The sequence below is a fragment of the Microbacterium sp. genome, assembly GCF_036566905.1.
Taxonomy (GTDB): Bacteria; Actinomycetota; Actinomycetes; order Actinomycetales; family Microbacteriaceae; genus Microbacterium.
On record NZ_DATCVK010000005.1, the window covers coordinates 62521 to 76664 of the forward strand.

General features: G+C 70.0%; 14 protein-coding genes. 10 read left to right on the forward strand and 4 right to left on the reverse strand.

What is annotated here, in order from left to right:
• Positions 1-2: 2 nt before the first annotated feature.
• Positions 3-899: an MBL fold metallo-hydrolase gene (locus VIP82_RS00535; RefSeq protein ID WP_331905356.1), complete on the reverse strand. Its 897-nt coding sequence runs from the start codon at positions 897-899 to the stop codon at positions 3-5.
• Complete coding sequence (locus VIP82_RS00540; RefSeq protein WP_331905357.1) at positions 896-2215, reverse strand: MFS transporter; 1320 nt, start codon at positions 2213-2215, stop codon at positions 896-898. The genes VIP82_RS00535 and VIP82_RS00540 overlap by 4 nt, the downstream gene beginning before the upstream one ends.
• A gap of 53 nt (positions 2216-2268) precedes the next feature.
• Here VIP82_RS00540 and VIP82_RS00545 point away from each other — a divergent pair, with 53 nt between their 5' ends.
• Positions 2269-3216 (forward strand): LysR family transcriptional regulator, encoded by a 948-nt coding sequence (locus tag VIP82_RS00545; RefSeq protein ID WP_331905358.1) that lies wholly within the window; start codon positions 2269-2271, stop codon positions 3214-3216.
• Positions 3217-3304: 88 nt separating this feature from the next.
• Here VIP82_RS00545 and VIP82_RS00550 read toward each other — a convergent pair whose 3' ends face one another.
• Together VIP82_RS00550 and VIP82_RS00555 are read right to left on the reverse strand one after the other, a co-directional pair.
• A complete protein-coding gene (locus VIP82_RS00550) occupies positions 3305-4537 on the reverse strand; it encodes an MFS transporter (protein ID WP_331905359.1) in 1233 nt (410 codons plus the stop codon).
• On the reverse strand, positions 4534-4992 hold the full coding sequence (locus VIP82_RS00555) for a MarR family winged helix-turn-helix transcriptional regulator (RefSeq protein ID WP_331905360.1): 459 nt from the start codon (positions 4990-4992) through the stop codon (positions 4534-4536). Before VIP82_RS00555 ends, VIP82_RS00550 begins: the two co-directional genes overlap by 4 nt.
• A 204-nt stretch (positions 4993-5196) precedes the next feature.
• Here VIP82_RS00555 and VIP82_RS00560 point away from each other — a divergent pair, with 204 nt between their 5' ends.
• The 9 genes from VIP82_RS00560 (at position 5197) to VIP82_RS00600 (ending at position 14132) form a co-directional block, all read left to right on the forward strand.
• Positions 5197-6396 carry a substrate-binding domain-containing protein gene (locus VIP82_RS00560; protein ID WP_331905361.1) on the forward strand — a complete coding sequence of 400 codons (1200 nt, stop codon included), beginning with the start codon at positions 5197-5199 and terminating at the stop codon, positions 6394-6396.
• 126 nt (positions 6397-6522) lie between these two features.
• Positions 6523-7338: an ABC transporter ATP-binding protein gene (locus tag VIP82_RS00565; protein ID WP_331905362.1), complete on the forward strand. Its 816-nt coding sequence runs from the start codon at positions 6523-6525 to the stop codon at positions 7336-7338.
• Positions 7335-8111 (forward strand): ABC transporter ATP-binding protein, encoded by a 777-nt coding sequence (locus VIP82_RS00570; RefSeq protein ID WP_331905363.1) that lies wholly within the window; start codon positions 7335-7337, stop codon positions 8109-8111. Before VIP82_RS00565 ends, VIP82_RS00570 begins: the two co-directional genes overlap by 4 nt.
• Positions 8108-8983, forward strand: a complete 876-nt coding sequence (locus VIP82_RS00575) for a branched-chain amino acid ABC transporter permease (RefSeq protein WP_331905364.1) — start codon at positions 8108-8110, stop codon at positions 8981-8983. The genes VIP82_RS00570 and VIP82_RS00575 overlap by 4 nt, the downstream gene beginning before the upstream one ends.
• A complete protein-coding gene (locus VIP82_RS00580) occupies positions 8980-10143 on the forward strand; it encodes a branched-chain amino acid ABC transporter permease (protein ID WP_414684599.1) in 1164 nt (387 codons plus the stop codon). The genes VIP82_RS00575 and VIP82_RS00580 overlap by 4 nt, the downstream gene beginning before the upstream one ends.
• Positions 10140-11762, forward strand: a complete 1623-nt coding sequence (locus VIP82_RS00585) for a class I adenylate-forming enzyme family protein (RefSeq protein WP_331905365.1) — start codon at positions 10140-10142, stop codon at positions 11760-11762. The genes VIP82_RS00580 and VIP82_RS00585 overlap by 4 nt, the downstream gene beginning before the upstream one ends.
• Positions 11759-12451: a TetR/AcrR family transcriptional regulator gene (locus tag VIP82_RS00590; protein ID WP_414684600.1), complete on the forward strand. Its 693-nt coding sequence runs from the start codon at positions 11759-11761 to the stop codon at positions 12449-12451. The genes VIP82_RS00585 and VIP82_RS00590 overlap by 4 nt, the downstream gene beginning before the upstream one ends.
• Positions 12451-13203 (forward strand): 3-hydroxybutyrate dehydrogenase, encoded by a 753-nt coding sequence (locus VIP82_RS00595; RefSeq protein ID WP_331905366.1) that lies wholly within the window; start codon positions 12451-12453, stop codon positions 13201-13203. Before VIP82_RS00590 ends, VIP82_RS00595 begins: the two co-directional genes overlap by 1 nt.
• Positions 13200-14132: an alpha/beta hydrolase gene (locus VIP82_RS00600; RefSeq protein ID WP_331905367.1), complete on the forward strand. Its 933-nt coding sequence runs from the start codon at positions 13200-13202 to the stop codon at positions 14130-14132. Before VIP82_RS00595 ends, VIP82_RS00600 begins: the two co-directional genes overlap by 4 nt.
• Positions 14133-14144: the final 12 nt, after the last annotated feature.

Genomic DNA, 14144 nt, shown 5'->3' on the forward strand with positions numbered 1-14144 from the left:
GGTCAGGCGTGGCACTCCAGCGGCTGTGCGCCGTTGTACTCGTACATGTCCTGCCAGGCCGAAGGGATGTCGGGCTGAGCACCGTCCAACTCGGCGAACGCACGATGAAGGTTGCCCACGATCCGCTCCTTCTCCGCGAGTCCCGCGAAGGGGCCGAGGTCCAGCCGGCGCGCCGCCTCGAGCGGGGAGAGCCCGCGGGCGCGGGCGTCGCCAGCCGCGTCGATCAGGAACCGCAGATAGTCCGCGACCGGAGCGAACAGCTCCGGGCCGCCGACCGCGCCGTGGCCGGGCACGACGATCTCGGGCTCCAGCGCCGCCATCTGCTCCAGGGCGCGCAGCCAGCCGAGGGGGGACCCCGATAGCGCGAACGGCGTGCCGCCGTGGAAGACCAGGTCGCCGGTGAAGAGCACGCGCTCCCCGGGCAACCAGACGTACGAGTCGCCCGTCGTGTGCGCCGGCGTCCCGGGATGCCGCACCTCGACGCGTCGCCCTTCGGGCGCGATCGTCAGGTGGTCGTCGAACACGATGGTCGGGAGCCGCGGAGTGACATCCCCCTGCACGAACGGCGTGAAGATGTGCGGTGCGAGCCGGTGCGGCGCGCGCAGGTCGTCGGCGACCCGGCGGTGCGCGATGATCTCGGCGTCGGGCAGCAGCGAGGCGCCGTTGCAATGATCGGGGTGGGAATGCGTGAGTATCACCCGCCGGATGGGCGACGACGCGGCCTCCTCGGCCTCACCGAGGTACGCCCGCGTCCTGTCGGCCGTGGAGGTGACGTCGATGCTCGTGGCACCGTTCGCGTCGTCGACGAGCCCGGTGTTGTTGATCATCCACCCGCCGTCGGGCTGGACGTACGCCCACACGCCTTCCGCGAGCCGCTGCAGCTGCGGGGCGTCGGTCATTCGGCGGTCTCCTTCGAGAAGCGCGGCAGCGTGAGGAGGATGACGGTTGCTACCACCATCATGGTCGCGGCCGTGATGAGAGGGACGTCGTAGCTGCCGGTGGCATCGAACGCGAAGCCGGCGGTGACCGGGCCGAACGCGCTGCCGATCATGAAGACGCTGTAGACGATGCTGTACAGGATGCCGAAGGCGCGAGGACCGAAGTACCGCGAGCTCAGGTACCCCATCAGATCGATCTCGGCGCCGAAGCCGATGCCGATGAGGAGCGCGGTCAGCGGTGCGGCGCTCGGGCCCGCCCACAGCAGGAGGAGGCACCCGAGCGCGGCCGCGAGGAAGAGGGGGACGGCGACGTACGTGGCGTAGAACCGGTCGAACAGCCAGCCGATCAGCGGCCGGGCGATCACGGTTCCCACGCCGACCAGCGACGACAGGAACGCGGCCCGCACCGGATCGACCCCCGAGTCGATCAGCAGCGGCACGAAGTGCGGCACCATCGTGAGCAGCGCCCAGCCGAGCAGGAAGAACACCGCGCAGAGACTCCAGAACGCGCGGTTGAGCAGGGCGGCGGCGACGGTGAGGCCCGGCAGGGTGGAGCGATCGACGGCCGCGACGGACGCCGGGGCGCTCAGACGGGCGAAGAAGACGAGCACGAACGGCAGCGCGCCGAGCAGCGCCATCGTGAGGTAGGCCGCGCGCCAGCCGTTGTCGGCGATCACGATGCCCATGAGCGGCGGGAGGAACAGGCCGGCTGCACCGAGACCGCCGGCGACGATGCCGAGCGCGATGCCGCGGCGCCGGTCGAACTTCTCGACCACGGCCTTGGAGTACGTCACCGCCGAGGTGCCAGCGCCCAGGATTCCCGCGAGCGCGTAGAACATGAGGAACGTCGCGAGATTCGAGGTGAACAGGCCGATCATGACCAGCATCAGCACGAAGAGCGGGATCGAGACGAGGGCGACGCGCTTGACACCGAGGCGATCCAGGAACCGCCCGACGAAGGGAAGGGCGGCCGCGAGTCCGAGAGAGCTGACCAGGGAGGCGAGGTTGATCTCGCCTCGGCCCCAGCCGAACTCCGCCTGCAGCGGCACGACCATCGTGCCGAGGATGTAGCCCAGCGAGCTGAGGCCGACCGCCGCGCCGATCGTGCTGAACACGAGCGTCGGCCATCCCCGACGGAATTCAGCGGTCGGCGCCGCCTGGGCGGCAGTGTGGGTAGTGGTCGTCTCGGCCATGAGGGTGCGGGTTCCTTCACCGGTGAAGTCGGATGCCGCGCCTCGGCGCGCGACGCTCCATGGTTTCAGCGGCGTAGTATTCATGCAATCTGCAATCGGGGATGCGTGGTATCCACGCCATGGATAGACGGAGGGTGATGGCGACGTTCGACCTGAACCTGCTGCGTCCACTCCTGGTGCTGCTCGAGGAGCGGAACGTCACCCGTGCGGCCGAAAGGCTTCATCTGAGCCAGCCGGCCACGTCGGCCGCACTGGCCCGCCTGCGCCGGCACTACGACGACGACCTGCTGGTGCGCACCGGCCGCACGATGCAGCTCACGCCGTTCGCGCGGGACCTCCTTCCGGCCGTGAGTCGCGCCGTGGCGGAGCTCGAGCCGGTGATCGACCGGAAGGAGTCGTTCGATCCCGCCGAGACGGAACGCCGTTTCGTCATCGGCGCCACCGACTACATGACCGCGATCCTCGCCGGACCCCTGCTGCGCACCTTCTCAGCAGAAGCGCCACGCGCCTCCGTCGACTTCGTGCCGCAGCCGGAGCGCGACGGGACGCTCAATTCCTACAGCCGGGTGGACCTGATCGTCGGTCCGGTCGGTTTCAACATCTCGGGGCACAGCGAAGAACTGTTCACAGACGACTTCGTGCTCATCGCCGATCCCGACAATGCGGCGCTGTCCGCACCGGAGCCCAGCATCGCCCGGCTGTCGGAGCTGCCCCACGCGATCGCGTATCTGAACGACCCCGACCGCGACAACGTGCAGGACCTCCTCCGCCGGGCCGGCATCGAGCAGGTGGTCGGAGCGCGGCTGTTCGGTCTCGCCTCGCTTCCGCTGCTCGTGTCGGGCACCGAGATGGTGGCGCTGGTGCCGCGGATGCTCGCCGCCAAGGCGTCGCGCACGCTGCACCTGTCGATCTTCGAACTGCCCCAGGGAATCACGATCCCGATGACGGAGTGCGTCTACTGGCATCCGCGCGACGACGAGGACGCCGCCCTCGTGTGGCTGCGCGCGGCGCTGATGCGCACTGTTCCCGCGCTGTCGCGTGACGCCAGCGGTCCGCTGCCGAAGCGCCTGCGCATGACGGGATGAGCCCAGAGGGGTGCGCATCAGGGAAGGGCGGTCCTCACGGACCGCCCTTCCCTGTCTTCGATGGGGTGCCCTGGGACCGGCGACCGCCTCAGGCGGCGTCGCCGACGAGCACCGCGGCGGCCTCGTCGGCGGCATCCGCTTCCCGCTCGTCGATGCGGGCGAGAGCCCGCCGGCCGAAGAGGATCGTCGCGGTGGCGACGAGGATGGATGCCGCGGCGAACAGGTACGGCACCGTCGGACCGTAGGCGTGCCACAGCCAGGCGGCGAGCGGGGGAGCGGCGGCACCACCGAGGAACCGGACCGCCGAGTACGACGACGACGCGACGGAGCGGGGCAGGTCGGTCGCCTCCATGACCGACTCGGTCAGCACGGTGTTCATGATGCCGAGCAGCAGGCCGCCGACGATGATGCAGACGACCAGCGCCGTCGCGTCCTCGACGAGGATGCCGGCGACGACGAGGTCGATCGCGAGCAGCGGCAGCGTCAGGAGCATCACGGTCGTGCGGGCCAGGAAGCGCAGCAGCAACGGCGCGACCCACACGCTCGTGATCGCCAGCGCGACACCCCAGCCGAAGAACGTGAAGCCGATTCCCATCGCGCCGAAACCGAGCGGGAACGGCGAGAACGCGAGCAGCACGAAGAAGCCGATGTTGTAGAACAGCGCGGTCACGGCCAGCACCGCCAGCGAGGGGATGCGCAGTGCCTTGAACGGCGCCGACAGTGGCACGGGGACCGGCTTCTCGGCGGGCCCCCGCAGCAGCACGAGCACCGCGACGAAGGCGATCGCCATGAGCACGACGACACCGAAGAACGGGCCGCGCCAGCTCAGCTCGCCGAGGAGGCCGCCGAGGAGCGGTCCGATCGCGATGCCGAGACCGAGAGCAGCCTCGTACAGGACGATGGCGGCGCTGCTCCCGCCGGATGCCGCGCCGACGATGGTCGCGAGGGCTGTCGAGATGAACAGCGCGTTGCCGAGGCCCCAGCCGGCGCGGAAGCCGATGATCGCGTCGACGCTGCCGCTCAGTGAGCATGCCAGGGCGAAGACGACGATGAGAGCGAGACCGATGAGCAAGGTCGCCTTCGCGCCGATGCGGCTCGAGATCCAGCTGGTGACGAGCATCGCCAGGCCGGTGACGAGCAGATAGCTGGTGAACAGCAGCTCGGTCTGCACCGGGCTCGCCTCGAGTGACTCCGCGATGGCGGGCAGGATCGGGTCGACCAGGCCGATGCCCATGAAGGCCACGACGCAGGCGAAGGCGACCGCCCAGACCTGTGCGGGCTGACGCCACACCGAGACGGCCGCGCCGGCGTGCGCGCTCATCGGGCGGCCTCTGCGACGTCGGTCACGGAGGCGGTGCGCGTGCGATCGAGCTTGCGCGTCAGCAAGGCGGCCGTCGTCCGCAGCGCGTCCCATTCCGCCGCCTCGAGGTCGTCGAAGTGCGGGGCGAGGGCGGCGGTCAGCTGCAGCAGCCACGTCTGCAGCGCCTCCAGGCCGAGCGGTGTCACCTCGACGACCGTGGCGCGGGAGTCCGCGGCATCCGTCGTCTTCGCCACCAGTCCGTGCTCGGTCATCTGGCCGACGAGGCGGGTCATGCCGGGCTGCGTCACGCGGCTGAGGCGGGCGAGCTCGCCGATCCGCAGCGCGCCGTGGTCGCGGAGGATCGTGAGCGTGCGCCACTGCGCTGCGGGTGTCTCGTTCGCTGTCTCGAGCGCCGCGACGCGGGTGAGCGCGTGGGCGGCGACGATGAGGGTCTCGATGTCCTGATCATGTGTCACGAATTAAGCATACCTCTGGTATATACCTATGGTATTCAAATCGCTCGACGTCCCGATTGGATAACGACACCGCGGCTGCGGGCTCCTCGACTTGCGCGGAGGCCGCGCGTTTCCTAGATTGCAAGAACCTGAATCGGATCTCATGTTTGAGGTGGAAGCACCGGTTCGAGGCACCAGATCCTTCCAATGGGGAAAGGCACGCACATGCGGGTTACGAAGAAGTTGCTCATGGGCTCCGCGGTCGTCACGGTAGCGCTCGCCCTGGCGGCGTGCGCGCCGTCGGCCGAGCCGAGCGGCGAGTCCACCGACGGCGGCGGGCCCGAAGAGGTCACCGTCGGCATCGTCACGAGCGAGTCCGGTCCGCTCGCCGGCTACGGCAAGCAGTACCTCGACGGGTTCCAGGCGGGCCTGGACTATGCCACCGACGGCACAGGCGAGATCGACGGCACGACCATCACCATCGAGAACCGCGACGACGCGGGCGACCCCGACAAGGCGGTCACCGCCGTCAAGGAGCTCATCGGCGAGGGCGTCAGCATCATCGCAGGCACGGCGTCGTCGGGCGTCGCGCTCGCGGTCGCCGAGCAGGCCGAGCAGAACAAGGTGCTCTACATCTCGGGCCCGGCCGCTGCCGATGCGATCACCGGGATCAACGACTACACGTTCCGCTCGGGCCGTCAGAGCGCGCAGGATGTCGCCACCGCGGGCACCTTCCTCGACGACATCGAGGGCAAGACGGTGACCGTCTTCGCCCAGGACAACGCCTTCGGTCAGGGCAACGTCGCCGCGGTCGAGGCGATCCTCGGCGGCAAGGGCGCCACCGTCAACTCGGTCCTCGTGGCCGAGGACGCCACCGAGTTCACGCCGTTCGCCCAGCAGGTGCTCGCCGGCAACCCCGACCTCGTGTTCGTCGCGTGGGCCGGTGCCACCTCGGGCGCGATGTGGCAGGCGATGAGCCAGCAGGGCGTCCTCGACGAGATCCCGGTCGTGACCGGGCTCGGAGACTCGGCGACTTTCGGCGCCTATGGCGAGGCATCCGAGAAGATCAACTTCCTGAACCACTACTTCCCGGGCGCTGCCGACAACGACGTCAACACCGCGATGGTGGAGGCGATCGAGGACGCCGGTGGCACGCCCGACCTGTTCAGCCCCGATGGCTTCAACGCGGCGATCATGATCGTCCAGGCGATCAAGGAGGGCCAGGGCGACGTCGACGCAATGGTGTCGGCGCTCGAGGGCTTCGAGTTCGAGGGGCCGAAGGGCGCCATGACGGTCCGCGCGAGCGACCACGCGCTGATCCAGGAGATGTACCAGGCCAAGCTCGTCGCGAAGGACGGCACGTTCGTGCCCGAGCTCGTCGACACCGTCTCGGCTGACGACGTGGCGCCGGCCGAGGCCGAGTAGCAGCGGCATCCAGCCAGCCATGTCGGCGAACGAGCGCAGCGAGACGGCACCCCGCGTGGCGACACGTCTCGTCTGCTCGCTGCGCTCGTCGCTCGACGACCAGGTACAACGAGAGGCACCGCGCCCATGACCACGTCCGTCCCGTCCGCGCCCGTCGCTGAGACCGCGCGCCGCGGCTCCCCGCTGCGCATCGAGGGCCTCGGCCTGCAGATCGGCGGCGCGACCATCCTCAAAGACGTCGAGCTTGACATCGCCGCCGGGTCGCTGGTGGGAGTCATCGGTCCGAACGGCGCCGGCAAGACCACGCTCTTCAACGTGATCTCCGGGCTGATGAAGCCCACGTCCGGCCGCGTGGTGCTGGACGGACGCGACATCACGACGGCGTCCGTCCCGGCGAGAGCGCGAGCGGGACTGGGGCGCACGTTCCAGACGGCGAGCCTCTTCCCGAAGCTGTCGGTGCTCGAGAACGTGCGCCTCGCGGCTCAGGTGTCGCTCGGCGGTTCGGGGTCGCTGCTGCGTTTCCCGCGACGGACGGATGCCGCCACCGAGCTGGCACAGGACAAGCTCGACGTCGTAGGGCTCAGCCACATGCGCGACGCGATGGCCGGCGACATCTCGCACGGCGACAAGCGCAAGCTCGAGATCGCGGTGCTGCTGGCCACGGAGTCGAGCATCGTGCTGCTCGATGAGCCGATGGCCGGCGTCGGCTCGGGCGACGTGCCCGGCCTCGTCGAGAACATCCGGGCGATGCAGCGCGAGAAGGGCTGCACGCTGCTGATGGTCGAGCACCACATCGACGTGCTCATGGGGCTGGTCGAAAAGGTCGCCGTCATGTACTTCGGCACGATCATCGCTTACGACACCCCCCAGCGGATCATGGAGAACCCCCTCGTGCAAAGTGCATACCTCGGCACCGGGTCGACGGGGACGGAGGCCGCATGAGCGCGGCATCGCCCGACCGGGGAACCTCGGCTCCCCCCGTCCTCACCGTGCGCAGCCTGCGCTGCACCATCGCGGGCCAGCAGGTCGTCGAGGACGTCTCGTTCGACGTCCCCGCCACCGGCATCACCGCGGTCCTGGGACGCAACGGCGTCGGCAAGACCTCCACGCTGCGGGGCATCCTCGGTCTCATCTCGCGCCGCGGCGAGGTCCGCCTCGGCGGCGAGCGCATCGACGGACTGCCTACGCACCGCATCGTGCGCCGCGGCGTCGGCTACGTGCCGGAAGACCGCGAGGTGTTCGCGAAGCTCACCGTCGCCGAGAACCTGGCCCTCGCTGAGCGGCAGCGCCAGCCTCGCCGGGAGTTCGTGGCCGAGCTCTTCCCCGACCTCGTCGCGCGGCGGGACCAGCAGGCGGGCACGCTCTCGGGCGGCCAGCAGCAGATGGTGTCGGTGGCGCGTGCGCTGATCAACGACAACATCCTGCTGCTCGTCGACGAACCCACCAAGGGCCTCGCGCCGAAGATCGTCACCGAGGTCGCCGACGCGCTGCAAGAGGCGTCCAAGACCGTGCCGATCCTGCTCGTCGAGCAGAACCTGGAGGTGGTGCGGCGGCTCGCCGACGACGCGATCGTCATCGCCGGCGGACGCGTCGCCCACGCCGGCAAGGCGCGCGACATCCTCGACGACGAAGACCTCACCCGCCGCCTCCTCGGCGTCCACGTGGAGCACGAAGACGCATGCGATGCACTGAGCGAGCGGAGCGAGCCGAAGTGAGCACCCTGGTCCTGACTCTCATCACCGGCGTCGGTCTCGGCGCCCTCTACTTCCTGGTCGCGAGCGGCCTCAGTCTCATCTACGGCCTCATGCACGTGCTCAACTTCGCGCACGGCGCGTTCCTCACGCTGAGCGCCTTCATGGGCTGGATGGTCGCGCAGGCGCTCGGCACCGCATCGTGGGCATCCTTCCTGCTGTCGGTGCTCGCCGGCGCCGCCGTCGGCGCGGCCTTCGCCACCCTGACCGAGCTCGTGCTCATCCGCCCGCTGTACGAACGGCACATCGAACAGGTACTGGTCACCGTGGGCCTCTCGTTCGCGGCCGTCGCGCTGTTCGAGGGCATCTGGGGCACCGACCCGATCCACATCGCCGGACCTCCGTGGCTCAAACAGACGACCGAGGTGCTCGGCGCCCGCATCCCGAACACGTACTGGGTGCTCATGATCGCCGCCGTCCTCGTGCTGGCGGCGCTGGTGCTGTTCCTGCAGAAGACCCGCTACGGCATGATCATCCGGGCCGGGGTCGAGAACCGCTCGATGGTCACGGCTCTCGGCATCGACGTGCGGCGTTCGTTCACGCTCGTGTTCGCGATCGGCGGCGCCGCCGCCGGCATCGGCGGCGTGCTGGCGATGCATTACTCGACATTCGTCTCGGCGCACCTGGGGCAGACGCTGCTCATCTTCGCGTTCATCGTCACCGTCGTCGGCGGCCTGGGGTCGCTCACCGGCGCCGCCGTCGCGTCGGTGCTCGTCGCGGTGCTGCAGCAGTTCGCGAACTTCTACCTCGGCGGCACCGGCGACTTCATCGTCGTGATCCTCCTGGCACTCGTGCTGCTGGTGCGCCCGAGCGGACTCCTCGGGAGGAAGGCATGACGCTTGGACAGGCTCAGCGGCCGGGGCGGGATGGCTCGAACGCGCGCGTGCGTCGCTTCGTTCCCGCGATCGTCGGGGTCGCGCTGGTGGTCTTCATGGCGGTGCTGCCGCTGCTCAACCTGTCGCTTCCGGGCATCCTGCCGACGCCGACGTACATGCCCGGGACACTGGCGCTGCTGTCGCTCTGCATGGTGTTCGCCGCGCTCGCGCTGTCGTACAACCTGCTGCTCGGATCGGGAGGGATGCTGTCATTCGGGCACGCCCTGTACTTCGGCGCCGGCGCGTACGGCCTCGGCATCGCCCTCGAGCACTTCGGCGTTCCGCTGTGGCCGGGCGTCTTCGTCGCCCTGATCGGCGGCATGATCATCGCTCTGGTGACCGGCGCGGTGTCGATGCGGGTATCGGGCATCCCGTTCGCCATGGTGACGCTGGCCTTCGCCCAGGCGGGCTCGGTGCTGGTGCGCCGCAACTCGCAGATCACCGGCGGCGAGGAGGGACTGAGCCTGAACACCGATCAGGTGCCGGACTTCCTCATCGGCGTCGTGAACACGCGGAACCTCTACTGGTTCGCCCTCGGCGTTCTCGTGGTCGTGTACCTCGTGACGCTGTGGGTCGACACCTCGCGCCTCGGCCATCTGGCCCGCGCGACGCGCGAGAACGAGCAGCGCGTCCGGGTGCTCGGGCTCTCGCCCTACCGCGTGCGGCTCATCGTCTTCGTGATCGCCGCGGGCCTTGCCAGCCTCGCCGGCGTCGCCTACATGCTGCTGCAGTCGGGTACCGTGCCGCGGTCGGTGTCGGCCGACCTCACGATCACCGTCCTCGTGATGGTCGTGTTGGGTGGCGTCGGCTTCCGATGGGGTGCGATCGTTGGCGGTGTGCTCTACACGCTGCTCGATCAGCGACTCACGGTGCTCGCCGGATCCGACGCGATCGCCGGGCTCCCCGACGTGCTGCGCGTGCCGCTCTCGGAGCCGCTGTTCCTCTTCGGTGTGCTCTTCATCGTCGTGGTGATGTTCCTTCCGGGCGGCATCGCCGGCACGATCGACGCCGCCGTGCGACGCCGCCGCGGTGAGAAGGTGCGCGACTCACTGCGCCAGCTCGACGACGCCGACGAGACGGCAGAAGCGCCCGCCGCCGCCGCAGACCGGGTGGGCGCATGACCTGGACCGCCGACCCCGACATCGACGACGGGCCGCACACGATCGGCCGTTGGATCGTCGATCGTGCGACACGCTCTCCCGAGCGCACCGCGATCGACGACCGCGGCGTGACGACCGACTACGCGACGCTTGCCGCTCGCGCGACGGAACTCGCCGACGCCCTGTGCCTGGCGGGCTACGGCCCGGGCGATCGCATCGCCACCGTGTCGGGCAACTCGACCGATCACGTCGTGGCGTTCTTCGCCTGCGCGATCTCGGGCATCGCGTTCGTGCCGCTGTCGTGGCGGCTCACCCCGCGGGAGCTCGGCGGTGTGCTCACCCGCTCCGACCCCGCGCTGGTGCTGATCGAGGACGAGCACGCGGCGCTCGCCGGCGAGGCGCTGCGCGTCGCAGCGGTGTCGGCGCCGGTCGCACTGCTCGGCACGACAGGGGTGGAGAGCTCCGTCCCTCGCGCCGCGTGCCCGCGACTGCGGCGGCCGGTGCGCGACGACGACCCGCTGCTCGTGATCTTCACGTCGGGCAGCGAGGCGGCCCCCAAAGGCGTCGTGCTCACCCATGCGAACTGCTTCTGGAACAACCTCGCGCTCGCGCAGGCGCTGCCGCTCGGCCAGGACGACGTGGTCCTCGCGATGCTGCCGCAGTTCCACGTCGCCGCGTGGAACTGCCAGCCGCTGCTGGCATGGTGGGTCGGAGCGACGGTCGTGCTCGAGCGCTCGTTCCAGCCGGCCCGCGTGCTGCAGCTCATCGCCGACCGGCAGGTCACCGCGATGATGGGCGTGCCGACGCAGTACGCGATGCTCGCGGCCGACCGTGAATGGCAGACGACGGTCCCCGCGGCATCCCTGCGCCTCGCCCTCGTCGGCGGCGCGACGATGCCGGCATCGCTGCAGGAGGCGTGGGCTGCGCGCGGCATCCCCCTGACCCAGGGGTACGGGCTGACCGAAGCGGCACCCAACGTGCTGCACCTTCCTGCCGCCGAGGCCGCCGGCGCGCCGGGTGCCGTAGGGCGGCCGTACCCGCACGTGTCGGTGCGCGTGGTCGACCCCGCGTCGGAGCTTCCCCTCGATGGCGAGGCCACCGGCGAGCTCTGGGTGCGCGGCCCCAGCGTGTTCGCGGGCTACCTGGGCGACGATGGCGCGACAGCACGTGCGATGAGCGGGGAGTGGCTGCGCACCGGCGATCTGGTGTCTCGCGATGCCGACGGCGTCTTCCGTGTGGTCGACCGTCTCAAGGACATCTTCATCTCGGGCGGCGAGAACGTCGCCCCGGCCGAGGTCGAGTACGCGCTGTGCCTGCATCCGCTCGTCGAGGCGGCCGCCGTGGTCGGGGTGCCCGACGAGGTGTGGGGGGAGCGCGGCGTCGCGTTCGTGGTGCCCGTGGCCGGAGCGGCGCTCTCGTCGGACGAGCTGCTCGCGCACGCGCGCCGCAACCTTGCCGCGTTCAAGGTGCCCGTGCATGTGGAGTTCGTCGACGAGCTGCCGCGCTCGACGATCGAGAAGCTCGCCCGCTCGCGACTGCGCGACCGGGCCCGGAGACTGGTGGGTCGCTCCGGGGAGAGCGCCGACGAGGAGAGCGGGCGTGCCGTCATCAGCGCGCCCACGAAGGGGGAATCCCGATGAGCATGCCCGATGAACTGGTCGACCAGGAGGAGGCGCTGGTCTCGTCTGCGACCGGTCGACCGCTGACCAAACGGGGCGAGGCGACGCGGCATCGACTGCTGGAGGCCGCGGAGTTGGTTTTCGCCGAACAGGGCTACCACGAGGCCTCCATCGTCAAGATCACCGAGCGCGCGGGCATCGGACTCGGCACGTTCTACCTCTACTTCGACAGCAAGCAGGCGATCTTCGAGGCGCTCGTGCTCGACCTCAACCGCCGCGTGCGCCACTCGATGTCGGAGGCGATGGCCGGGGCATCCTCTCGCCTGGAGGCGGAGCGTGCGGGCTTCGCGGGTTTCTTCCGGTTCACCGCCGAGCACCCGGCGCTGTATCGCGTGGTGCGTGAGGCGGAGTTCGTCTCGCCCGAGGTGCTCCGCACGCACTACACGCGCATCGTCGAGGGCTACGAGGCAGGTCTGCGCGCCGCACAGGCAGCGGGCGATGTCGACCGCGGCCTCGATCCCGAGACCACCGCGTGGGCCCTGATGGGCATGGGCGAGCTGATCGGCATGCGGTTCCTGCTGTGGGAGCGCGACGCCGACGGAAAGCCGCCCGCACAGCTCGACCCGGTGGTGTTCGCCGGAATGACCCGATTCATCGACAACGCCCTCGCCCCGCGATCGGGTAGCGGCGACCGAGAGAAGGAAGCTTGATGGCAGAGAAGGACCTCGCGGGCAAGCGCGCCCTGATCACCGGCGGCGCGAGTGGCATCGGCCTGGCCTGCGCGCACGAGTTCGCGTCGCGCGGTGCGCACGTCGTCATCGCCGACCTGAACGCGGATGCCGCGACCGACGCCGCGACCGCCGTCGGCGGCGAGTCCTGGGTGGTTGATCTTGCCGATACGACCGCGCTCGACGATCTGACGGTCGACGTGGACATCCTCGTGAATAATGCGGGGATCCAGCGCGTCGCACCCATCCCGGAGTTCGACCCCGAGGCGTTCCGGCTGATCGTGCGCCTGATGCTGGAGTCGCCGTTCCTGCTGATCCGCGCCGCGCTGCCCACGATGTATGAGCGGGGGTGGGGGCGGGTGATCAACATCTCCAGCGCCCACGGCCTGCGCGCGAGCGCGTTCAAGTCGGCGTACGTCTCGGCCAAGCACGGGCTCGAGGGCCTGTCGAAGGTGACCGCACTCGAGGGCGCGCCGCACGGCGTCACGAGCAACTGCATCAACCCGGCCTACGTGCGCACGCCGCTCGTCGAGAGGCAGATCGCAGATCAGGCGAAGGTGCACGGGATCCCCGAGAGCGAAGTGGTCGAGAAGATCATGCTCACCGAGAGCGCCGTCAAGCGGCTCGTCGAGGCCGAGGAGGTCGCCTCGCTCGCGGGGTGGCTGGCGTCGGACAAGGCCGGCATGGTCACCGGCGCCTCGTACACGATGGACGGCGGATGGACGGCTCGGTGAGCGCGACGGAGGCAGGACACCGCTATCGCGAGATCGATGTTCCCGTCGACGGCGGGATGCTGCATGCGGGCGTGTGGGAGCCGTCGGATGCCGACGCCGACGCGCCGACCGTGCTGGTGGTGCACGGTGTCACGGCTTCGCACCTCGCGTGGCCGTTCGTCGTGGAGCGTCTGCCCGGCGTGCGCGTCGTCGCGCCCGACCTGCGGGGCCGCGGTCGCAGCAACGGCATCGTCGGCCCGGCGGGCATGGCCGCGCACGCCGACGACCTGGCAGCGCTGCTCGATGCTCTCGGGGTGCAGCGGACGCTCGTGGTCGGACACTCGATGGGCGCCTTCGTCTCGGTCGTGCTCGCCCACCGGCACCCGGAGCGGGTGTCGCGACTGCTCCTCGTCGACGGCGGGCTGCCGCTCGACGTCCCGGCCGGGCTCAGCACCGACGAGCTGGTCGCCGGCATCCTCGGACCCACCGCGGCGCGACTGTCGATGAGGTTCGCGGGCACGGGGGAGTACCTCGACTTCTGGCGGCGGCATCCCGCGTTCGACGGCGCCTGGACGCCTGAGCTGGAGCGGTATCTGGCGTACGACCTCGTCGACGACGGTGTGGGGGCGTTCCGTCCGGCGACGAGCTACGCGACGACCGCCGACGACACGCTCGACATGAACGGCGGCACCGCGCTGCCCGAGGCGCTGGCGGGGCTGCGGCATCCCACCCGTCTCATCACGGTGCCTCGCGGCCTGCAGAACGAGCCTCCGGGGCTGTACGCACCGGCGCATCTGGATCAGCTGCTCACCGCCTACCCCGGCGTCGAGCACGAGCGGGTCGACGGCTTCAACCACTACACGATCGTGATGTCGCCCGCCGGCGCCGATGTCGTGGCCGCCGCCGCCCGCGAGGAGCTCGAGGCGGCGACCACGCCCACCAGGCTGTGAGTCGCTGCGGCG

Bases quoted from the DNA above. Each gene is read 5' to 3' on its own strand.
- VIP82_RS00590 (WP_414684600.1), top strand. From the start codon at position 11,759: ATGAGCATGCCCGATGAACTGGTCGACCAGGAGGAGGCGCTGGTCTCG.
- VIP82_RS00545 (WP_331905358.1), top strand. From the start codon at position 2,269: ATGGCGACGTTCGACCTGAACCTGCTGCGTCCACTCCTGGTGCTGCTC.
- VIP82_RS00580 (WP_414684599.1), top strand. From the start codon at position 8,980: ATGACGCTTGGACAGGCTCAGCGGCCGGGGCGGGATGGCTCGAACGCG.
- VIP82_RS00585 (WP_331905365.1), top strand. From the start codon at position 10,140: ATGACCTGGACCGCCGACCCCGACATCGACGACGGGCCGCACACGATC.
- VIP82_RS00560 (WP_331905361.1), top strand. From the start codon at position 5,197: ATGCGGGTTACGAAGAAGTTGCTCATGGGCTCCGCGGTCGTCACGGTA.
- VIP82_RS00535 (WP_331905356.1), bottom strand. From the start codon at position 899: ATGACCGACGCCCCGCAGCTGCAGCGGCTCGCGGAAGGCGTGTGGGCG.
- VIP82_RS00570 (WP_331905363.1), top strand. From the start codon at position 7,335: ATGAGCGCGGCATCGCCCGACCGGGGAACCTCGGCTCCCCCCGTCCTC.
- VIP82_RS00550 (WP_331905359.1), bottom strand. From the start codon at position 4,537: ATGAGCGCGCACGCCGGCGCGGCCGTCTCGGTGTGGCGTCAGCCCGCA.
- VIP82_RS00565 (WP_331905362.1), top strand. From the start codon at position 6,523: ATGACCACGTCCGTCCCGTCCGCGCCCGTCGCTGAGACCGCGCGCCGC.
- VIP82_RS00595 (WP_331905366.1), top strand. From the start codon at position 12,451: ATGGCAGAGAAGGACCTCGCGGGCAAGCGCGCCCTGATCACCGGCGGC.
- VIP82_RS00540 (WP_331905357.1), bottom strand. From the start codon at position 2,215: ATGAATACTACGCCGCTGAAACCATGGAGCGTCGCGCGCCGAGGCGCG.